21 protein-coding genes are annotated in these 20818 nt (G+C 60.7%); 13 read left to right on the top strand and 8 right to left on the bottom strand.

What is annotated here, in order from left to right; all coding sequences use genetic code 11:
* Positions 1–32: 32 nt before the first annotated feature.
* Together GDN47_RS00760 and GDN47_RS00755 are read right to left on the bottom strand one after the other, a co-directional pair.
* Positions 33–1052, bottom strand: a complete 1020-nt coding sequence (locus tag GDN47_RS00760) for a LacI family DNA-binding transcriptional regulator (RefSeq protein ID WP_069613309.1) — start codon at positions 1050–1052, stop codon at positions 33–35.
* 117 nt (positions 1053–1169) lie between these two features.
* On the bottom strand, positions 1170–1682 hold the full coding sequence (locus GDN47_RS00755) for a MarR family winged helix-turn-helix transcriptional regulator (protein WP_113354942.1): 513 nt from the start codon (positions 1680–1682) through the stop codon (positions 1170–1172).
* 86 nt (positions 1683–1768) lie between these two features.
* Between GDN47_RS00755 and GDN47_RS00750 the strand changes: the two genes are divergently transcribed.
* The 6 genes from GDN47_RS00750 (at position 1769) to GDN47_RS00725 (ending at position 9044) form a co-directional block, all read left to right on the top strand.
* The gene (locus GDN47_RS00750) at positions 1769–2560 is read left to right on the top strand and encodes a creatininase family protein (protein WP_145631867.1); all 792 of its coding nucleotides are present in this window, start codon (positions 1769–1771) and stop codon (positions 2558–2560) included.
* A 140-nt stretch (positions 2561–2700) separates the two neighbouring features.
* On the top strand, positions 2701–3804 hold the full coding sequence (locus GDN47_RS00745) for a CobW family GTP-binding protein (protein ID WP_069613312.1): 1104 nt from the start codon (positions 2701–2703) through the stop codon (positions 3802–3804).
* Positions 3804–4793 (top strand): WD40 repeat domain-containing protein, encoded by a 990-nt coding sequence (locus GDN47_RS00740; RefSeq protein WP_152092503.1) that lies wholly within the window; start codon positions 3804–3806, stop codon positions 4791–4793. Before GDN47_RS00745 ends, GDN47_RS00740 begins: the two co-directional genes overlap by 1 nt.
* A gap of 77 nt (positions 4794–4870) precedes the next feature.
* Positions 4871–5686: a serine O-acetyltransferase gene (gene cysE / locus GDN47_RS00735; RefSeq protein WP_145631863.1), complete on the top strand. Its 816-nt coding sequence runs from the start codon at positions 4871–4873 to the stop codon at positions 5684–5686.
* Between the two features lie 327 nt (positions 5687–6013).
* A complete protein-coding gene (locus tag GDN47_RS00730) occupies positions 6014–7642 on the top strand; it encodes a phospholipase C (protein WP_113355084.1) in 1629 nt (542 codons plus the stop codon).
* 19 nt (positions 7643–7661) lie between these two features.
* Complete coding sequence (locus GDN47_RS00725; protein ID WP_113354934.1) at positions 7662–9044, top strand: cytochrome-c peroxidase; 1383 nt, start codon at positions 7662–7664, stop codon at positions 9042–9044.
* Positions 9045–9101: 57 nt separating this feature from the next.
* On the opposite strand, the gene GDN47_RS00720 is transcribed toward GDN47_RS00725, so the two are convergent.
* Positions 9102–9692, bottom strand: coding sequence for a GNAT family N-acetyltransferase (locus GDN47_RS00720; RefSeq protein ID WP_113354932.1), 591 nt, complete (start codon positions 9690–9692; stop codon positions 9102–9104).
* 113 nt (positions 9693–9805) lie between these two features.
* Complete coding sequence (odc2, locus tag GDN47_RS00715; RefSeq protein ID WP_112421581.1) at positions 9806–10939, bottom strand: ornithine/lysine decarboxylase; 1134 nt, start codon at positions 10937–10939, stop codon at positions 9806–9808.
* Positions 10940–11468: 529 nt separating this feature from the next.
* On the opposite strand from odc2, the gene GDN47_RS00710 reads away from it, so the two are divergent.
* The 3 genes from GDN47_RS00710 (at position 11469) to GDN47_RS00700 (ending at position 14218) form a co-directional block, all read left to right on the top strand.
* Entirely contained in the window at positions 11469–12362 is an 894-nt protein-coding gene (locus GDN47_RS00710) for a LysR family transcriptional regulator (RefSeq protein ID WP_113330541.1), read from the top strand.
* 90 nt (positions 12363–12452) lie between these two features.
* Entirely contained in the window at positions 12453–13112 is a 660-nt protein-coding gene (locus GDN47_RS00705) for a DUF1007 family protein (RefSeq protein WP_173002426.1), read from the top strand.
* On the top strand, positions 13106–14218 hold the full coding sequence (locus GDN47_RS00700) for a nickel/cobalt transporter (RefSeq protein ID WP_145631858.1): 1113 nt from the start codon (positions 13106–13108) through the stop codon (positions 14216–14218). Before GDN47_RS00705 ends, GDN47_RS00700 begins: the two co-directional genes overlap by 7 nt.
* Before the next feature lie 38 nt (positions 14219–14256).
* On the opposite strand, the gene GDN47_RS00695 is transcribed toward GDN47_RS00700, so the two are convergent.
* From GDN47_RS00695 to GDN47_RS00685, 3 genes are all read right to left on the bottom strand, one after another.
* Positions 14257–14472 (bottom strand): cytochrome c oxidase subunit II, encoded by a 216-nt coding sequence (locus GDN47_RS00695; protein ID WP_173002425.1) that lies wholly within the window; start codon positions 14470–14472, stop codon positions 14257–14259.
* Positions 14473–14561: 89 nt separating this feature from the next.
* Entirely contained in the window at positions 14562–15245 is a 684-nt protein-coding gene (locus tag GDN47_RS00690) for a tellurite resistance TerB family protein (RefSeq protein WP_152092502.1), read from the bottom strand.
* A 126-nt stretch (positions 15246–15371) separates the two neighbouring features.
* On the bottom strand, positions 15372–16010 hold the full coding sequence (locus tag GDN47_RS00685; RefSeq protein WP_113330546.1) for a 2-dehydro-3-deoxy-phosphogluconate aldolase: 639 nt from the start codon (positions 16008–16010) through the stop codon (positions 15372–15374).
* 160 nt (positions 16011–16170) lie between these two features.
* On the opposite strand from GDN47_RS00685, the gene GDN47_RS00680 reads away from it, so the two are divergent.
* Both GDN47_RS00680 and GDN47_RS00675 read left to right on the top strand, forming a co-directional pair.
* Positions 16171–16656 carry a CYTH domain-containing protein gene (locus GDN47_RS00680; RefSeq protein ID WP_113330585.1) on the top strand — a complete coding sequence of 162 codons (486 nt, stop codon included), beginning with the start codon at positions 16171–16173 and terminating at the stop codon, positions 16654–16656.
* Positions 16634–17545, top strand: coding sequence for a CHAD domain-containing protein (locus tag GDN47_RS00675; protein ID WP_113354927.1), 912 nt, complete (start codon positions 16634–16636; stop codon positions 17543–17545). Before GDN47_RS00680 ends, GDN47_RS00675 begins: the two co-directional genes overlap by 23 nt.
* Before the next feature lie 61 nt (positions 17546–17606).
* Here GDN47_RS00675 and GDN47_RS00670 read toward each other — a convergent pair whose 3' ends face one another.
* Positions 17607–19112 carry an FAD-dependent oxidoreductase gene (locus GDN47_RS00670; RefSeq protein WP_145631855.1) on the bottom strand — a complete coding sequence of 502 codons (1506 nt, stop codon included), beginning with the start codon at positions 19110–19112 and terminating at the stop codon, positions 17607–17609.
* Positions 19113–19161: 49 nt separating this feature from the next.
* Between GDN47_RS00670 and GDN47_RS00665 the strand changes: the two genes are divergently transcribed.
* Together GDN47_RS00665 and trhO are read left to right on the top strand one after the other, a co-directional pair.
* Positions 19162–19647 (top strand): MarR family winged helix-turn-helix transcriptional regulator, encoded by a 486-nt coding sequence (locus GDN47_RS00665; RefSeq protein ID WP_152092501.1) that lies wholly within the window; start codon positions 19162–19164, stop codon positions 19645–19647.
* Between the two features lie 170 nt (positions 19648–19817).
* On the top strand, positions 19818–20759 hold the full coding sequence (gene trhO, locus GDN47_RS00660; RefSeq protein ID WP_113330586.1) for an oxygen-dependent tRNA uridine(34) hydroxylase TrhO: 942 nt from the start codon (positions 19818–19820) through the stop codon (positions 20757–20759).
* Positions 20760–20818: the final 59 nt, after the last annotated feature.

Genomic DNA, 20818 nt, shown 5'->3' with positions numbered 1-20818 from the left:
CTCTTGAGAGACAGTTCGGCGCCGAACCGCTGCTAGCGAGCTTTATAAGGCGCCGTCGATTGGCGGATGCGCATTTCCGGCTTGATCAGATGAATACCGTCCGGCTCATGGCTTCCCGCCAGCCTATCCAAAAGCGCGCGCGCTGCAAGCCTTCCGACCTCGGCCTGACCGTTCCAGACGGTGGTCAGCGCCGGCGTTGCGATCGCCGCCTCCTCCAGATCGTCATAGCCGGTGACGGAAATGTCCCGCCCCGGGACGAGGCCGGCGCGTGAAATGCCGTTCATGAGACCGATGGCGACCAGATCGTTCCAGCAGACGGCGGCTGTCGGCTTCTGCGGCAACGACAGGAAATGCACCGCCGCCTCGAAGCCGCCTTGCTTGGAACGGGCGCCGGGAATGCGCAGATTGGGGTCGACCTCGATGCCTGCCTTGCGCAGCGCATTCACATAGCCCTGGTAACGGTCGCGCCCCGTCGAGGTCTGATCGGTGCCCCCGATCATGGCAATGGAGCGGTGGCCAAGGCTGATCAGATGGTTGGTTGCAAGCGAGATGCCGTAACTGTCGTCGCCACGAAAGGTCGGCAGATCCAGCGCTTCGATCTGTCGTGCCACCAGAATGGCCGGCATGCCGTTTTCTTCCGCCAGCTCGAAATCCTCCGGCGGCGTTCCTATCGCCGGCGACATGATGACACCGTCACCGCCGAGCTGCAGCAGCGTCTCGATGAAGGTCCGCTGCTTTTCGACCGAATCATAGTGATTGGAAAGGATGAAGGTGTGACGGCTGCGATCGAGCTCGCTTTCGATTGCCTTCAGGATTTCTCCATAGAAAGGGTTCATGATGTCATGAACAACGACACCGATGATGCCCGATCGCGATGTCCTGAGACTCGCCGCACGGCGATTGTAGATATAGCCCAACGCGCGGGCCTGATCCTTGATCTTCTCGCGCGTGTTGACCGCAACCAATGGGCTGTCGCGTAAGGCCAGAGATACCGTTGCCGTTGAAATACCCAGCGTTTCCGCAATCGTAGAAAGCTTTATCTTTTGCGCCACGCGCGCCCTCCCGTGAAACGCAACCGTAACATATCCCGTTCGTTTTACGATTCCGGAATTTAAAATCTTTAATTAAAAGCTTTAATCACGCCGCGCAACACGAATTCTTGAGGATTCTCAGAATTCGTCATCATCCTCGTCGCCATCGGCCGCCTGGAGATTATGCTCGATCGTTTTGAGCAGGCGCACGAGTGAACGAATATCTTTTTCCGAGAAGCCACGGGTAGCAAGCTCATCGCAGCTGGCAGCCGAACTTTCGATTTCGCTGACGCTGTTTCGCCCTGCTTCGGTCAGATAGACCTTGGTCAGACGGGCATCGTCCGCATCTGGCCGCCGTTCGACGAAGCCTTGCGCCTCCATGCGGCCGATCGTGCGCGTCATCGTCGGCGCCTTGACACCGAGCTTTTGCGCCAGCGTACCGGCCGGAAGACCATCGCTTGCCGCAAGCGCAAGAATGACACCGTCCTGCCCGGCGTAGAGGCCGCTCGCCGTCAGGCTGCGCGTCATCACCGTGCGCATGGACCGCGCCGCCTGCGTCAATGCCGGCGACAGATCGGCAAGCGTGTAGTCTCGGTGATCCTTCTTCTTACCTGACTTACTTTTCTTCCCGACCTTGTTCTTTTTGCCCATCGTGATTCCGTTGACCTTTTCGCCGCGAAGTCATCACGCTATGACATTGCGCAGGTTACTGACATAAACAAGAGGCACACCCTCAGATGGTGCATCCTTTGCCATGTTTCGATGACAATGATGAAACATTGACACCCGAAGAGCGAACAAAATGGATCGCGGTGCTGCCACTTGGCGCCTATGAGCAACACGGCCCGCATTTGCCATTCGAAACCGACGCACTCATCGCCGACGGAATCGTCTCACGCCTCAAGGTTGCCTTGCCGGCAAATCTACCCGTCACCTTCCTGCCCGTCGAGCCGGTTGGCTATTCCATCGAACATATGGATGTCGCCGGCACAAAGACATTGACCTTCGACGAAGCTGTTCGGCGCTGGCTCGGCATTGCTGAGCAGATGAACAATCTCGGCATCCGCAAATTCGTCATGCTGAATGCTCATGGCGGCAACTCGCCGCTGATGACCATCGTCGCAACGGAAGCGCGCGTGCGCTTCGACATGCTGGCGGTCGCCACCAGCTGGACGCGTTTCGGCATGCCGGATGGGCTGATTGCGCCGGATGACAAAGCCATCGACATTCACGGCGGCGATATCGAGACATCGGTCATGCTTGCCCTCCATCCGGAAAAGGTTGACATATCGAAGGCGGCAAACTTCCCGTCACGGCAATCAGAGTTCATCAAGGGCTTCAAGCATCTGCGCGCCTATGGACCTCACGCCTTCGGCTGGAAAATGGCCGATCTGAGCAGCCAGGGTGTGGTCGGCAACGCGGCCGTGGCCACGGCGGAAAAAGGGGAGCGATTGATTGCGCATGCCGTCAAAGGTCTCGTCGAACTGCTTGAGGATATCAATAAATTCGATGCGACGACCCTGACTTAAGCGCAGGGTCAATCCGCCTGCCCGCAACCCAATGTGATCTTATAACATATAAAAGCCTTTGAACTGGCGTCGCCAACTCCTTATATGGAACCCGACCAATGTCTGCTCCCCGGGGCAACCTTCCATATTTCGAGGCTCCCATGACCGAAACAGCCACGCAAAAGCCCGTTCCCGTCACCGTTCTCACCGGCTATCTCGGTGCCGGCAAGACGACGCTGCTCAACCGCATCCTTTCGGAAAACCACGGCAAGAAATACGCCGTCATCGTCAACGAATTCGGCGAGATCGGCATCGACAATGATCTCATCGTCGAGTCGGACGAAGAAATCTACGAAATGAACAATGGCTGCGTTTGCTGCACAGTGCGCGGCGACCTCATCCGCGTCGTCGAAGGCCTGATGCGCCGCCCCGGCCGCTTCGACGGCATCATCGTCGAAACGACAGGCCTTGCCGATCCGGTTCCGGTCGCCCAGACCTTTTTCATGGACGACGACGTCCGCGCTAAGACGGAACTCGACGCCGTCGTAGCGCTCGTCGACGCCAAGCATCTGCCGCTGCGCCTGAAGGACAGCCGCGAGGCTGAAGATCAGATCGCCTTTGCCGACGTCGTCGTCATCAACAAGTCCGATCTCGTCTCTCCGGAAGAGCTCGCACAGATCGAGGACATCGTCCGCGCCATCAACCCGGCTGCCCGCGTCTACAAGACGACCCGCTCCGGCGTGGAGCTCGCCCGGGTGCTGAACCAGGGCGCCTTCAATCTGGAACGCGCGCTGGAAAACGATCCGCATTTCCTCGAGCATGGCCACGAGGATCACGTCTGCGGCCCGGATTGCGATCATCACCATCACGACCATGATCACGATCACCACCACCATGACCACGATCATGATCATCACCACCACGATCACGACCATCATCACCACGGCCTGTCGCCGATCCACGACGTCACCGTGCAGTCGGTTTCGCTGCGTGGCGGCGAGATGAACCCGGAGCGCTTCTTCCCCTGGATCCAGAAGGTCACGCAGACGCAAGGCCCGAATATCCTGCGCCTCAAGGGGATCATCGCTTTCAAGGACGATCCGGAGCGCTACGTCGTTCAGGGTGTGCACATGATCATCGAAGGCGATCATCAGCGCCCCTGGAAGGACGGCGAGAAGCATGAAAGTCGCCTCGTCTTCATCGGCCGCGAGCTCGACCGCGAAAAGCTGGAAGCCAGCTTCAAGGCGTGTGAGGCGTCTGCCTGATGCCGACTGTTGCTCCGCTTGATATCGACGGCCACGTTCTGGCCGTCGAATTTTTAGGTGACACCCCCTTCTTCGCCAGCGCCGCCGGCGCGATCCACCGCCTCGAAGGTGGCGAGAAGGTTACCGAAGCCCATCAGGGGATGCTGACCTGCATCCGCGATCCCTATAGCGAAAGCCTGATTTCGGGCGGCGAGGACGGCAAGGTTCTGAGGATCGCAGCCGACGGCAGCACGGCGGTACTGGCCGAAGCGCCGCGCAAATGGATCAGTCAGCTTGCAGCCGGCCCGCAGGGCTCCGTCGCCTATTCCTATGGCAAGAGCACCTTCGTACGGCTCTCCGATGGGACGACGAAAGAGTTTCCGGAAGAACGCACCGTCGAAGGCATTGCCTTTGCACCAAAGGGCCTGCGCATCGCGGTTGCCCGCTATAATGGCGTATCCCTGCACTGGGTGGGCATGAGCGCGCAGCCGATCAACCTGGAATGGAAGGGTGCCCATACGAGCGTCACCTTCTCCCCGGATGGCCAGTTCATCGTCACCACCATGCAGGAAAACGCCCTGCACGGCTGGAAGATGGACACGAAGCCCGGCGCCGAAGCCCGCCATATGCGCATGACGGGCTATCCCGCCAAGGTGAAGTCGCTCTCCTGGTCCAACAAGGGCAAGTGGCTTGCCTCCTCCGGCGCACCGGCCGCGATCGTCTGGCCCTTCCAGGGCAAGGACGGCCCGATGGGCAAGGCGCCGCTCGAGCTCGGCACGCGCGCGAACATCATGGCGACTTCCGTGAAATTTCATCCCGCCGAGGATATTCTCGCCATCGGCTTCATCGATGGTATGATCCTTGCGGTTCGCATCGGCGACGCCAAGGAAGCGCTCTTGCGCCGGCCCGGCAAGGGTGCGATCACATCGATGAGCTGGAGCAAGTCCGGCAAGCTGCTCGCCTTCGCCTCCGAAGCCGGCGACTGCGGCGTTGTGGACATTTCCGGTTAAAGCAATTCCAGGAAAAGTGCGCAGCGGTTTTCCGTCCGGAATTGCGTGAAAACAATGAGATACAGAGAGACGGGATCATGCCTCAGTCAGGAACGGCAATCGCCGGAAATGCGCCTGCCCCAGCCGAAAATGTCTGGGACGTGATCCGTTGCGAAGCCGCGGAACTGGCGGCGCGCGAGCCGACGCTTGCGTCGCTGCTGCGAGCGCAGTTGCTTGACGGAAACTCCAATGCCGAAAGCCTTGCCAACATTCTCGCCGCCCGGCTCTGCGTCGTCAGGATCGAGCATGGTGACATGCTTTCGCTGCTGTCCGATGTACTCAAGCGATATCCCGTCATCCTGCAGGCAACGGAAGCGGATCTTGTCGCGGTGCGAACCCGCGACCCCGCCTGCACGACCTACCTGCACGCATTGCTGAACCTGAAGGGCTTCCATGCCCTGCAGACGCACCGCATCGCTCATGCGCTCTGGGCGGAAGGCCGCAAGGAAATCGCCAGCTGGCTCTCCAATCTCGTTTCTCTCGTCTTCGGCCCGGATATCCATCCGGCTGCGAAGATCGGCACGTCGATCATGCTCGACCACGGCTCCGGCATCGTCATCGGCGAAACCGCCGTTATCGAGGATGAAGTGTCCATCCTCCAGAATGCGACGCTCGGCGGCACCGGCAAGGAGAGCGGCGATCGTCATCCGAAGATCCGCCACGGCGTGATGATCGGCGCCGGCGCCAAGATCCTCGGCAATATCGAGGTAGGCGCCTTCAGCAAGGTTGCCGCTGGCAGCGTCGTCGTCAAACCCGTACCGCCGCATTGCACGGTCGCAGGCGTACCGGCTGTAGTTGTCCGTATCCATCGCGCCGACGAGATCCCGGCCGAGACGATGGATCAGAATATCTGATTTCGCCTGGGACTGTGGCCACCTCGTGGTTCGAGGCATCGTCGTTTTCGGTGCTCTTCCGCTGCACCTAACCATGAGGCGGAGCAAGTTCCGTGACGAGGCACGCAGATCAGCCCTCATACTGAGGAGGCCCGAAGGGCCGTCTCGAAGCACGAGGGCGGGTGAGGAAGCGCCCCGCCACCAGTCCGTGACATAAGGTAGCACCGGAAACGCTCCCCTTACCCTTCATGGAACTGTCATGCTCCATTGATAGCTCGAAAGGGTTCTCTATGCCCGGCGTGGCGCAAATGCGCCGGAGCAATGCCCCCACTCGAAGAGGATATGACGATGACCAGTTTTTCACGTCGCGCCGCCCTTAAAGCCGGCAGCGCGCTTACCCTTGTTTTGCTCTGTTCCGCCGCCGGTGCCGCCGATATGGCGCCGGCGCCGAATACCGCGACCCCCATCAAGCATCTTGTCGTTATCTTCCAGGAAAATGTCTCCTTCGACCATTATTTCGCGACCTACCCCAAGGCAGCGAACGTCGATGGCGAACCGGCATTCAAGGCCGCCGACAACACGCCGACCGATATCAATACGCTCGCCAATGCCGGTCTTCTGGACAACAATCCGAACAAAACCAACACGGCAAACGGCGCCGATGCGGCAGCCCCCTTCCGGCTCGACCGCACGCAGGCCGCAACCCAGTCGCAGAACCATGGCTATACCGCCGAACAGGCCGCCTACAACAACTTCGCCATGGACCTCTTCCCCGCCAATACCGGCAAGGGCACCAAGGGTGCTGCCGGCGCCTTCGGCACCAAGGGTCAGGTCATGGGCTATTACGACGGTAACACCGTCACGGCCCTTTGGAATTATGCCCAGCACTATGCGCTGAACGACAATTCCTTCTCCACCAATTTCGGCCCTTCGACCCCCGGCGCGCTGAACCTGATCTCCGGCCAGACCAATGGCGCCATCCTGCCGCCCGGCTATACGCTGGAAAGCGACGGCACCTATTCCAAGGGCCGCATCGTGCCCGACGGCAATGGCGGCTGGACCGCGATCAGCGATTTCGATCCGACGGGCGACGTCTGTTCGGTCGGCCAGACGGCGCTGATGTACGGCAAGAACATCGGCGACATGTTGAACGAGCACAAGATCACCTGGGGCTTCTTCGAGGGCGGCTTCGACCTCTCGCAGACCAACCCGGACGGCACGACCGGCTGCAAGCGCGCGACTACATCGGCCATCACCAAGGTCAATTACACCGATTATATTCCGCATCACCAGCCGTTCCAGTATTACGCCTCAACGGCCAACCCGACACATGCGCGTCCGTCTTCGGTGGCAACGATCGGCACGACCGATGCGGCAAATCACCAGTACGACATGACGGATTTCTACGCGGCCCTGAAGAACGGCAATATGCCCGCCGTCAGCTTCCTGAAGGCACCGGCCTATCAAGATGGCCACGCCGGCTATTCCGATCCGCTCGACGAGCAGGAATTCGTCACACAGGTGGTCAACACCGTGCAGAATTCGCCGGACTGGAAGGACACCGCCATCATTATCCTCTACGACGATTCCGACGGCTGGTATGATCATGCCCATGCGGTCGTCAATCCGTCGAAAATCCCCGTCAAAGGCTATGACGTTCTGAGCGGCGACGGCTGTTCCACCGGCACTGCCCTGCCCGGCGTCAACGGCCAGCCGGCGCAGGGACGGTGCGGCTACGGCACGCGCCAGCCGCTGCTCGTCATCTCGCCTTATGCCAAGGTCAACTTCGTCGATCACACGCTGACGGACCAGACCTCCGTCATGCGCTTCATCGAAGATAACTGGATGGGCGGCGCCCGCCTCGGCGGCGGCTCCTTCGATGTGCTCTCGGGCTCGCTGAACACCATGTTCGACTGGTCCAAAGGTGACGCGCCGAAGCTGATCCTCGATCCAAAGACCGGCAACCAGGCATCGTAAATCCAGAAGGGAGACGGAAATGCCCCTGACCTACCGCCGTCTCCTGCCGCTCATCGCACTCGCGGGCCTGTCGCTTGCGGGTGCGGCTGCAGGCATGGCAAACGAACCGGCCGCCAGTGCTTCGGCAACCGATGGCTATGATGACCAGGCGCCGCTGAGCGCGGTGGCGCAACTCGGCAAGAAGCTGTTCTTCGATCCGTCACTCTCGGGCGGCGGCCAGATGTCCTGCGCGACCTGTCACGATCCGGCCAACCACTACGCGCCGGCCAACGACCGTGCCGTCCAGCTCGGTGGCCCGCATCTCGATCAGCCGGGTATCCGCGCAGTGCCGAGCCTCGCCTACAAAATGTCGACGCCATCCTTCTCGATCGGAGAAGAGAGCGCTGCCGACGAAGCGGCGGAAGCATCGCCGATGACCGAAGCGTCGGGCGTGGCTCTGGCCAATGCTCCGGCCGCCGTCGCCGGCCCGATGACCGCCCAGGCCGTCGTCAAGGCCGATGCGGCAGCCGCAGCAAACCTCGTGCCGCAGGGCGGCATGTTCTGGGATGGGCGTGTCGATTCGCTGGAGGAACAGGCCCTGCAGCCAATGATCTCACCCTTCGAGATGGCGAATGCCGATGCGGCCACCGTCTATGCCAAGCTGAAAGAGAGTTACGGCAAGGAGATTTCGGCGCTCTTCGGCGACAATATCCTCAGCGATCAGGACATGACGATCTCCGAGATCGGCTTCGCGCTCGCCCGCTATCAGATCGAGGACAGCTCCTTCCATCCCTATACCAGCAAGTACGACTACTATCTGCGCGGCAAGGCAGTGCTGACGGATGCAGAAGCGCGGGGTCTGAAGCTCTTCGACGATGCGAACAAGGGCAATTGCGCCTCCTGCCATCTCGATAAGATGACCGGCGACGGGCAGATGCCCAACTTTACCGATTTCGAGTTCGAGGCACTCGCCGCACCGCGCAATCCGGCCATTCCGGCCAATGCCGATGCGCATTACTACGACACCGGCATTTGCGGCCCGCTGCGCAACGACACCTATTCCGCCCAGCCGCAGAATTGCGGGCTGTTCAAGACGCCGACGCTGCGCAATGTCGCGGCCCGCCATGCCTTCTTCCACAATGGCGTCTATCGGAGCCTTGAGGATGTGACCCGTTTCTATGTCAAGCGCGATACCAACCCGGATGAGATCTATCCGAAGGATGCGAGCGGCAAGGTGCTGAAATATGATGATTTGCCAGCGCAGTATCGGGCGAATATCGATGTCATCGACGCCCCGATGAACCGCAAGCCCGGCGATGCCCCAGCCCTCAACGACGCCGAGATAGCCGATGTCGTCGCCTTCCTGAAAACGCTGACGGATGGCTATGACCCGACAAAGGACAGCGTGAAGGCTGCGAAATAATAAGGCCTCCGACCGGGCGGCGGAGGCCTTATAATACGTCGAGACTGTTCGAGTCCTTTATGCAGCCTTTGCTATCGGCGGCTGGGCCAGTTTGCGGCCGCTGGCGACGATCATGCCGGCGGCGCTGTCGAGCCACCCTTCCTTGAGCTCGAGGGCCAGGAAGCGCTCGCGCTGGAACGGCCCCGGCATGACGAGATGGCGCGTCTTTGCGGCAAAGAAGCCGAAACGCTCGTAGTAAGGCGCATCGCCGACGAGCAGGATCGCGCCATGGCCGCGCTTCTTGGCTTCCAGGATGGCGGCGCGCATCAGCGCCGAGCCGATGCCCTTACCTTCATAGGCGGGATCGATCGCCAGCGGGCCGAGCAGCAGCGCCTCGACCGGGCGCGTCTCCCGATCGACGCCGGCTTCGACGTTCCAGAGGCGAACCGTGCCGATGACATGGCCGGCGCGATCGCGCGCGACGATTGCCAGACCTTCAGCCGGCACGCGGCCCTGGCGCAGCTTTTCCGACGACTTCTTGCGGCGGTCGGGACCCATGGCGCGATCCAGTAGGTTTTCGCGCGCAACGACATCGCCTGCGTTTTCCAGGTCGAGAGTGAATGTGGACGGCGCAAAGAATGCGCGGACAGAATCAAGAACAGCGGCCATCTCGGCCTCCCGTGCCCAATACCGTTATCAGCGGTGGTGACGAACTATTGTGAGGGTGCCGCCCCGGATGGTTACGGGGGCGGCTTTGTCGAACTTCAGATCCCTGCCGGACCTTAGATAATGTAGGCCTTCAGCGGGTCGAAGCCATTGAACGCCACAGCCGAGTAGGTCGTGGTATAGGCGCCGGTGCCTTCGATCAGAACCTCGTCGCCGATGGTGAGCGACACCGGCAGCGGATAGAGGTTCTTCTCATAGAGCACGTCGGCCGAATCGCAGGTCGGGCCGGCAATGACGCAGGGTTCCATCTCGTCGCCGTCGCGCGTCGTGCGGATCGGATAGCGGATCGCCTCGTCCATGGTTTCGGCGAGACCGCCGAATTTGCCGATATCGAGGAAGACCCAGCGAGCGGCGTCATTGTCCGACTTCTTGGAAATCAGGACGACTTCAGCCTTGATCACGCCGGCATTGCCAACCATGCCGCGGCCCGGCTCGATGATCGTGTGCGGGATCTGGTTGCCGAAATGGGCGCGCAGAGACGCAAAGATCGCCTTGCCATAGGCTTCGGCCGAGGGAACGTCGCGCAGATACTTGGTCGGGAACCCGCCACCCATGTTGACCATCTGCAGGTGGATGCCCTGCTTGGCGAGCGAAACGAAAACCCGCTTGGCATCGGCAAGAGCATCGTCCCAGGCATCGACCTTGGTCATCTGCGAGCCGACGTGGAAAGACACGCCATAGGATTCCAGACCGAGCTGATGAGCATAGACGAGAACGTCGACGGCCATCTGCGGGACGCAGCCGAACTTGCGCGACAGCGGCCATTCCGCGCCTTCGCCATCCGTCAGGACACGGCAGAACACGCGGGCGCCGGGTGCGGCACGCGAGATCTTCTCGACTTCCTCATGGCTGTCGACGGCGAAGAGGTTGATACCGAGTGCATGCGCACGGGCGATATCGCGCTCCTTCTTGATGGTGTTGCCGTAGGAGATACGCTGAGCGGTCGCGCCGGCATCGAGCGCCATTTCGATTTCGGCGACGGACGCGCAATCGAAGTTGGAGCCGAGGCTTGCGAGCAGGCGCAGCACTTCCGGAGCCGGATTGGCCTTGACGGCATAATAGATGGCGCTGTCCGGCATGGCATGACGGAAGGCGTGAAAATTGTCGCGGACGACATCGAGATCGACCACCAGGCAAGGACCGTCCGGACGTCGGGCAGCGAGGAAATCGCGAATACGTTGCGTGGTCATGTCAATTCCCTTTCAAATTCCAAAGGCTCCGGGGAAAACCCAGAGGACAAAGGGCGACGCTCACTCGCTCAGGAACCAGCCGGTGGAGACCCCGGTACCGTGCAAATGCGCGAAGCGCGGATGATGAACCAGTGCCGCAAGCGGCGCTAATTCGCTTTGTCTGCCATGGATTGGAGGGAATATCCCAACCGCACTTCCGGCAATGAAGGTGTGCCTCTTCAGTAACCCCGGCTGATGGAAAGCCGGGAGAGAACAAAAAGGCCCGCACCGTCGTTGCTTCAGATGTCCTCGCATTTTCCGGTTGGCCGGAATAGCGACTGGAGGGGTTAATTCCAGGTACCTTACCGATTTTCTCACCACATCGAGGATCGGCGGACACCCACGGGCACGTGCGACTTTGGGCTGACCTCGAAATAGGAATATTCGCCGACATAATCAAGAAAATTTTTCTCCCATGCCCGAAAAAAATAATTGAACAAATCGAAGCATTTTGTTCAACATCCGGAAACAGTTAGCGGGAGGCTTCACCATGGACACTTTGACCCGGATTCGCGCCTTCATCGACGTGGTCGAGGCCGAGGGATTTTCGGCAGCCGCGCGCAAGACCGGCCGCTCCAAGGCGCTCTTGTCGAAATATGTCCGGGAATTGGAAGACGAGCTCGGCGCGCTGCTGTTGAACCGCACCACGCGTCAATTCTCCATGACGGAGGCCGGCCATACCTATTATCGTACCGCCTCCGACATCCTGAAGGAGATCGACAATCTCGCCGACCTGGTGCGCGAGAACAACCAGCAACTTAAAGGTCGGCTGCGTGTTTCCGTGCCGCGCACCTTTGTCGACGCCGATGTCGGGCAGTCGCTGATCGACTTCGCCAAGGAGAATCCCGATCTTGCGCTGGAAATCGCTGCCGACGACCGCTTCGTGGACCTGATCGAGGAAGGCTTCGATGTCGCCGTGCGCATCACCAAACTCGAAGACTCCGGCATGATTGCCCGCAAGATTTCCGATTTCCGCGTCCATCTCTGCGCGACGCAAGCGTTCCTCGATCGTTATCCGACGCTGGAACATCCGACTGACCTTGCGCGCATTCCCTTCATCATCGACACCAACACCCGCTCGCAAGGCACTATTCGCTTCGTCGATGCCGACAGCACGACCTTCAACGTCGCTATCAACGGCACGCTCGAGGTCAATAGCCCGCATGCAACGCTGCGTGCGGCGCTCGCCGATCTCGGCGTTGCCATCGTCCCGGATTTCATCGGCCGCAAGGCGATCGAAAGCGGACAGCTGCTGACGCTGTTCAATGACTACCTGCCGACGGACCGCGGCATCTATGCCGTCTACCCGCACCGCCGCTACCTCCCGGCCAAGGTGCGCATCTTTGTGGACTACCTGCACAACTGGTTCCGCAAGAACGGCTGAACGGGCAAGGTTGGCCGCCCGGTCCCAATTCCGTCTCATTTCCTGACCAGAAAACGAAGTGAATCAATGCTCACGAAACACATCGGACGCATGAGAAAATCCACGATCATCCACGCTGTTGCCATGACCGGCGGCCTGTTGCTTGCGCCGGCCATAGCATCAGCGCATCCGCATATTTTCGTGGAAGCCCGTCTGGAAGTGCTCGCCGGCGCGGATGGCAATGTGCAGGAGCTGCGCAACGTCTGGCGCTTCGACGAGGTGTTCTCTTCCTCCGTCCTCATGGATTTCGACAAGAACACCAATCTGAAGCTCGACCCTGACGAGCTGAAAGAAGTCGGCAAGACGGTGCGCGAGTCATTGGCCGATTACGACTATTATGCGAACCTGACGCTCAATGGCAAAACGATCAAGGTGGACAAGCCCGATATCATCAATGTCGACTTCCGCGATGGCCAGCTCCTGATGTTCTTCGCCGTCAAACCGGCCGAGCCGATGCCGCTCGCCAAGGGCAACAAGCTGAGCTTCGGCATCTACGACCCGACACTCTATACCTCGATCGATTTCCCGAGCGACAATGAATTGGTGACGGAGGGCGATGCCTTCAAAAGCTGCACGCATAAGGTCGTCCGGCCCAATCCGGATGAAGTCATCGCCGAAAACAGGTCGACATTGACGGATGCCTTCTTCAACGATCCGACGGGGACGACCATGTCGAAACTCTTTGCAACGCGGATAGATGTGCAATGCTGATTTCGAGAATAAGGACGCTCGCGCCGGCCGCAGCTGTCGCCCTTCTGGCGGCAGCCGGTCTCGCCCATGCTGCCGGCTCGCCACTTGGCATCGGCACCGCCGAGCCGAGCTTCCAGCCGATGGGCGGCCCGCTGGCGCCAATCTTTCTCTATGTGAATTACGAGCAGCAGGCCTTCTATCGTGCGCTCACCAAGTCGATCGAGGCCATGCGCCAGGACCCCTGGCAGCTCTGGACGCTGATAGGCCTTTCCTTCGCCTATGGCATTTTCCATGCCGCCGGCCCCGGCCACGGCAAGGCGGTGATTTCCTCCTACATGGTCGCCAATGAGATCGAGCTGAAACGCGGCATCGGCATCTCCTTCGTCTCTGCGCTCATCCAGGGCCTCGTCGCCGTCCTTGTTGTCGGCGCCGCCTATTTCGTCCTGCGCGGGTCTGGCATCACCATGACGATGGCGACTAATGCCATGGAGATCACAAGCTTCGTCATGGTCATCCTGTTCGGCAGCTGGCTCTTGTTCCGTAAGCTGCGGGCGATGATGCAGAGCCGGGCGCAACGTCAAGACATGCAGCTTGCGACGTCGGCCGGGCCAATCAGCCTTTCTCTGTTCGAGGGAGCAGCGACGGGCACGGATTCGGCAAGAGGTTTTGCGCGCAGCAGCGCCGCCATGCCCGCCGCCGGCGGCTATCAATGCTATGATCCCGCTCATACGAGCGGCGACGGCGCCTACTGCGAAACGTGCGGCCACGCCCATCTTCCCGATCCGAAAATGCTGTCGAACGAAAAGTTCAGTGCCCGCGAGGCCTGGTCCGCCATCGCCGCCGTCGGGCTGCGTCCCTGCTCCGGCGCGCTCCTTGTCATGACCTTTTCGATGCTGAACGGGCTCTATCTTGGTGGCCTGCTATCGGTCCTCGCCATGTCGATCGGTACCGCGCTGACCGTCTCGCTGCTTGCCATCATCGCTGTCTTCGCGAAAGGCACCGCCGTGCGTTTCACCGGCAAGGGCTCGAGACTTTCGGTTTGGGTGGGCAACGGCATCGAGATCCTCGGCGCGCTGCTCGTCATCTGCACGGGCATCATCCTGCTCGGCGCCTCGCTGCAGAACTGAGCGATTTCCGAGGGTTTGGGAGAGCTTTACGTTGGAGCTTACGGCCCGTTGCGCCGTTGGTATCGCGCCCGCATCCAGAACACGAAGAAGAAGGCCAGGATGACGAGCACGCCGAAACCGGTGCCGAGCCATGGCGAAATGTCTCCGAGCCAGACGATGACGTTCGGCATCAGGTAAAGCACGGCTGTCGCAACCAGCAGGATAACGCCGGCTGCAATCGCCGCCGAGCGGGTCTCGCTTTTCTTATCCGTCAATGTAGCCATCCCTGACGCCCTGACATGAGTTCCGGCGAAGGCTTAGGCCAGCTGCCGAGGAAAGGCAACCGGCCCTATCGTCACACGCGTCAGACTTTAGCGCCGGCAACGGTCGCTTCGATATGATCGACAAGCGCATCGGCCAGACCGAGGCGGCCGGCAAGCAGATCGAGATAGCCGCGCTCAGCCCGCGAATCCGGCTCGATCGCCAGCCGCGAAGCGGTATAGACCTGCACCCGCTGTTCCTCGGTCTTTGCAGAAGCGACGATGGCATCGAGATCGACGGGATTGGCAAGCTCTCGCTGGAAAAAGGCTTCCGCCTCCGATCCGACACCAGCCTCCTGTACCTTGCCGAGAATGCGCTGACGCTCCGCATCGTCGATATGGCCATCGGCGCGGGCGGCCGCAATCATGGCCCGCACCAGGGAAAGCGTAAAATCATTGCTGGCGACGGCCGGCGCTGTGCTGAAGCCGGAATCCGACGGCGGCGGCAGGAACTGCGGCTCTGGCTGCGGCTGATTGCCGTCGCGGTAGTTCTTGTAGGCCTGATAGCCGAGGCCTGCGATGGCTGCGAGACCGCCGAGCGCCAGCGCATTTCCGGCGACCTGGCGTCCGGTCTTCGTCCCCAGCAGCACGCCAGCGATGGCGCTCGTCGCCATCGGATTGTCCCTGGCAAGATTGATGGCCTGGGTTGCCCTGTCTCTCACGGTCCCCTGCACTCCCGGAACCTGCGATCCCAGGAACTGGTCAAGAAGCTTGCGGGCGTCGATCATATGGATGGTCCTCCGTCCTTTGATGGTGACAGGGAGATAGGAAGCGCAACCGCAAATACCAATCCGCAGAATGCAAAAAGGCGTGCAGAAGCCTGCGCGCCTTCGAAACCGACGGGAGGCAGCCGCTCAGCCCTTGAGCGCGGCGGCCTCGGCGGCAAGCTTGGTGATCCCGGCCCAATCGCCCGATGCAACGAACTCCTTCGGCGCAACCCAGGAGCCGCCGACACAGATGACGTTCGGCAGCGACAGATAGTCATGGGCGTTCTTCAGCGAGATGCCGCCAGTCGGGCAAAAGACCGTGCCGGCGAGCGGCGATGACAGGGCCTTCAGATAGGAAGCACCGCCGGCCTGCTCGGCCGGGAAGAACTTCAGTACCGTATAGCCCTCTTCCCGCAGCGCCATCACTTCGCTGGCCGTTGCGGCACCCGGCAGCAGCGGCACATGCGAACCGCGCGCAGCATCAAGCAGTTCCTGCGTCGTGCCGGGGCTGACGATGAACTTCGAACCGGCTTCGACGGCCGCGTCCCATTGTTTGACATTGAGGATCGTGCCGGCGCCGACTTCGGCACCCTCGACTTCTTCGGCGACAGCACGGATCGCATCCAGCGCACCGGCGGTGCGAAGCGTGATCTCGATGGCCTTGAGACCGCCCGCAACGAGCGCACGGGCGAGCGGCACGGCCGATTTCGCATCGTCGACGATCAGCACGGGAACAACGGGCTGCAGTTTGAGGATGGAAAGAAGCTTCTCGGTTTTCTCGCCCATGGTCGGTGCACTCCCTTTAAAACGATTGAAATCCGGCTTTCGAATAGCCTTCCCGAAGGTGCTTGTCGAGACAAAAGCTCGCTTTAAATACGACGGGTAGGAAATTGCGGCAACTTGCTATAGTCTGTTCCAATCTGTGCCGGTGGAGCATGTCAAACGCATGGCAAAAGAGATCGAGCGAAAGTTTCTGGTGCGCGGCGATCACTGGCGTGATTCCGTTTCGGAGCGGCTGATCCTGCGACAAGGATATATTGCCTCCATGGCAGACCGTTCCGTGCGCATACGGCTGACGAACGACACCAAGGCAACCTTGACGATCAAGATCGGCAAGTCGATGACGAGGGACGAATTCGAATATGAGATCCCCGTCAACGAGGCGGAGGAATTGCTGGAAACGGCGATCGGCCTCGTCATCGAGAAGACCCGCCACAAAGTGCAGTTCAAGGGCTTTACCTGGGAAGTCGATGTCTTCCGCGGCGCCCATCGCGGCCTCGTGATCGCTGAAGTGGAAATGGACGACGAAAGCGACAATCCGGAACTGCCGGACTGGATCGGACGCGAGGTAACCGGCGAATACCGCTATTCCAATCAGGCCCTCGCGACGCAGTTCGAGCAGGAGTACGATGAGCTATCGCATACGGCCTGACCGAGCCCTTGATGACGAGGTGCACAAAGCAGCCGCGCATCAACTCGGCAAGGCAATGGCCGTACTGACGGACAGACCGCAGGGCCTGCACGAAGCGGTTCACGACGCCCGCAAGAACATCAAGCGCGTGCGCGCGCTCTACCGGCTGATCGCTCCGGTCGCGCGCGAATTTCAGCAGCGAGAAAACGACCGCCTTCGGAATATGGCACGCACGCTTTCCGGCGTGCGCGATGCGACCGCACTGATCGAGATCGGTCATTACCTGCAGGCAACCGCCAGATCCGCAGAAGAACTGCACGCGCTGACCCGCGTCAGCGATCTGCTGACCACCCGGCGCGACCGCTTGGCGGCGGCGCAAACCGATCTCGAAGACAAGGCACAGGCAGCAGTCGCGATATGTGCCGAGGCGCGCGAGGCGTTGAAGGAGATATCCTTCGACTGCGGCCGACGCGACACGGCCCGTCTCTTTCAGAAAAGCTGGCGCAAGAATGTCCGCAAGGCGATGCAGGCGCTGTCCGAATGCCATGCGGAAGCGGCCCACGTCGAGAGCTTTCATGATCTGCGCAAACGCAGCCAGGATTACTGGATGCATCACATGCTGCTGCGCGATGTCTGGCCGGCCGCCATGCATGCCAAGCAGCTGGAGGCCAAGGCCTTGGTCGACGTGCTCGGCCGCTATCTCGACATGTCGATATTGGCCGATGTCGCAGACCGCGAGCCGCATCTCTTCGACAGAAGCGACGATCACGCGCGCCTGCTGGAAGCGATCATTGCCCGGCAGCAGACCGCGCGCGGGGAAGCGCTGGAGCGAGGCCGCTGGGTCTTCGCCGACAAACCGGAGAGCGAAGCACGGACTATCAAGCACCTTTGGCTGGAGGCGGCCAACTGACGGGGTCACGCGCCCGCCTCAGGCAGTTCAATCGGCATGACCTAGCGTTGCTTTAGGCGCTCTACGCATCCGCCGAACCAAGCCCCACTTGCGCGAAATAGCCTTCCAGCATCGCAATGTCGTCGGCGGCAGCGATCGCGCCAATATATCCGTCCGGCCGCACGAGCACCCATTCTCCGGGGGATAGGGCGTAGATGTCGCGCAGATGCCCCCCGGCGTCGACCATGTCGCCTGACTGGCCGAAAGTATGAATATGCAGCCCTGCGCGCGGCTGCACCGATCCCGGCTGCACCTCATAGCCGAGCAATGTCCAATGCGGGCCTCGGAACAGATCGAACAGCCGTTTCGGCTGGCCGGCGGCGCCACGGATCGGCGCATCCGGGGCTCTATCGCCAGCAGACAGGCGGCCGCTGCGTCCAAGCGTTTCGAGCGCAAGCGAAGACGAAGGATAACCTATATCGAGTTGGCGCACCTCGCGACCGCGCCGCATGTCGCCCTGTTTCTGAGCATCGAGAAGCCTTGTTGCCAGACCGAGCATCGCAGCCGCGATGGGCTGACGCTCCTCTTCATAGCTGTCGAGCAGCTTGTCGTCGGCTCCATTGGCGGCCGCTGCCAGCTTCCATCCGAGATTATAGGCATCCTGCACGCTGGTATTGAAGCCCTGACCACCAGTCGGCGGATGAATGTGGGCGGCATCACCGATGAGAAACACGCGGCCAACACGGTATCGATCGGCAAGTCGCGCATTCATGGTGTAGGCCGACGACCACGACACGGATTGGATATGGATATCGTCGCGCCTGGTCCGCTCCGCCACCATGGCTTCCAGCCCTTTGGCAGAGAGGTCGATATCACCGTCGAGAGGGATCGGCCCCTGTATCTGAAACATCTCGGTCCCGGCAAGCGGGCAGAACATGATCTGCCGCGACATGTCGCCGTCGTTGAAGCGATGCCAGGCATCGCGCGTGAGACCGGTCAAAATGACATCGGCCACGATGGCGCGAACGCCGAGGGTCTTGCCGGGAAAGTCGATACCAAGGGCGTGGCGAACGAAACTGCGGCCGCCATCGGCGCCTACGAGCCAGCGCACCCGAAGAATTTCCTCTTCAGCCTTGCCCGCTAGGCGCGCTGTCACGCCACTCGGGTCTTGCTCGAAACCAACCAGTTCGCAGCCGAATTGCGGCGTATGGCCAAGCTCAAGCAACCTCTCGCGCATCACCTTTTCGGTCAGGAATTGCGGTATCATCAGCGGCAGATGGTACGGTTCTGCCGGTGTCGGGTCCTGATGTTCGGCGATGTCGGACTCGGTAAAACTGCCGTCGTCGCGATATCGCCGTACGGGCGGATAGATGCCGCCGGCCGCAACGACCCGGTCGAGAATGCCGAGATCCTCGAAGATTTCCTGGGTTCGCGGCTGGATGCCCTTGCCGCGCGAACCACGGAAAGGCCCGTCCATCTTTTCGATCAGTCGGAAGGAAATTCCTCTCCTTGCCAAATCGATGGCCAGCGCGAGGCCGGCCGCGCCCGCACCACAAATCAGCACATCGGCTGTAAATTGCTCTGTCATTTGCATCTCCATATGTGTAATATGCACATATTAAAAGAAGGGCGGCCCGGTGTCAACGAGAAGCTTGCAAAATACACATATCAGCGCTCAGCTACGCGAACTCCATAGCGCGCTGGTCGAAATTGTCGGCGTCATGAACCGGCCCCAGCGTGATGAGGCGATGATTAAGGAGGCGGGCATCTCCCTCGACCGCGCACTGTTTTCCCTGTTGGTTTTGGTGGAGCGGCTCGGCCCCATCGGCGTCGTCGAACTGGCCGATCGCGTCGGGCGCGACTACACCACCGTCAGCCGTCAGGTTGCGAAGATGGAGGGGCTTGGACTGATCAGCCGGCGGGAGAACGCGATCGACCGACGCCTGCGCGAGGCCGTCATCACCGAACAGGGCAAGGCGATGACCGATCGCATCGATGAGGCGCGCGAGAGGATCGCCCGATCCATTTTCGCCAAATGGGATGACCAGGATATCGAGGACCTTGTGCGGCTCATGCGCAGGTTTGCCGACGACATCAAGGATGATGCGCCAGCTGCACGATAAGCCGCATTTCGAAATGCCTTCCTTTCAAGTCGTATGGCGCTGGACATCTCAGCTCGTCGGCTAGCACAACCCACATCTTTCGCCGCACCAACAGAGGCGGGATCGCAAGGGCGCGGGCTGCGACGCAAATCCCGATTGCCTGAAAGCCCGCAAAATTGTATTTCACCGGCATGACCGACATGCTTTCAGATCCACGGCGCGACGCGATCGGCGCATTCCTCGTTGCCGCGCTCTATCATTTTGTTTCCTTTCCGCGCTTCGAAAGCCTGCGCGAGCCACTGCTTGCGCTCTGCGAGGAAAATGGCGTGAAGGGCACGCTGCTGCTGGCCCATGAAGGGATCAACGGCACGATCGCCGGCACGGATGCCGCTATCGGCGCCGTGCTCGCCTTCCTGCGCGCCCAGCCGGAATTTGCCGGGCTCGAACACAAGGAAAGCCGCGCGTCAAAAATGCCGTTCGTGCGCATGAAGGTGAAGCTCAAGAAAGAGATCGTCACCATGGGCGTCGAGGACATCGACCCGACCAAGGTCGTCGGCACCTATGTCGCGCCGAAGGATTGGAATGCACTGATCTCCGACCCCGACACCATCGTCATCGACACCCGCAACGACTATGAGACCGCCATCGGCGTCTTCAAGGGCGCGGTCGATCCGAAGACGAAGACTTTCCGCGAATTTCCCGATTGGGTGCGCGACAATACCGGCCTGCACAACAAGCCGAAGATCGCCATGTACTGCACCGGCGGCATCCGCTGCGAGAAGGCGACCGCCTTCATGAAGCAGCAAGGCTTCGACGAGGTCTATCATCTCAAGGGCGGCATTCTGAAATATCTCGAGGAAGTGCCGCCGGAGGAGAGCCTGTGGGAAGGCGCCTGCTTCGTCTTTGACGAGCGTGTCTCAGTCGAACACGGCCTGAAGGAAGGCAATCACAAGCTCTGCCACGCCTGCCGCAATCCCATTACATCAGAGGAAGTGACCTCACCCTTTTACGAGGCTGGCGTTTCCTGCAGCCACTGCTATCACGAACGCACTGAAGAAGACCGCGAGCGCTATCGCGAAAGGCAGCGGCAGATCGCGCTCGCCCGCAAGCGTGGTCGCGAGCATATCGGCTAAAGGCATTTTCGGAAGAACTGCACTGCGGCCTCCCTCAGGAATGCGCGGATGCTCCAGGC

The organism is Martinezella dioscoreae (genome assembly GCF_009176305.1).
Classification (GTDB): domain Bacteria; phylum Pseudomonadota; class Alphaproteobacteria; order Rhizobiales; family Rhizobiaceae; genus Rhizobium; species Rhizobium dioscoreae.
This window is presented reverse-complemented; position numbering and strand designations above follow the sequence as displayed.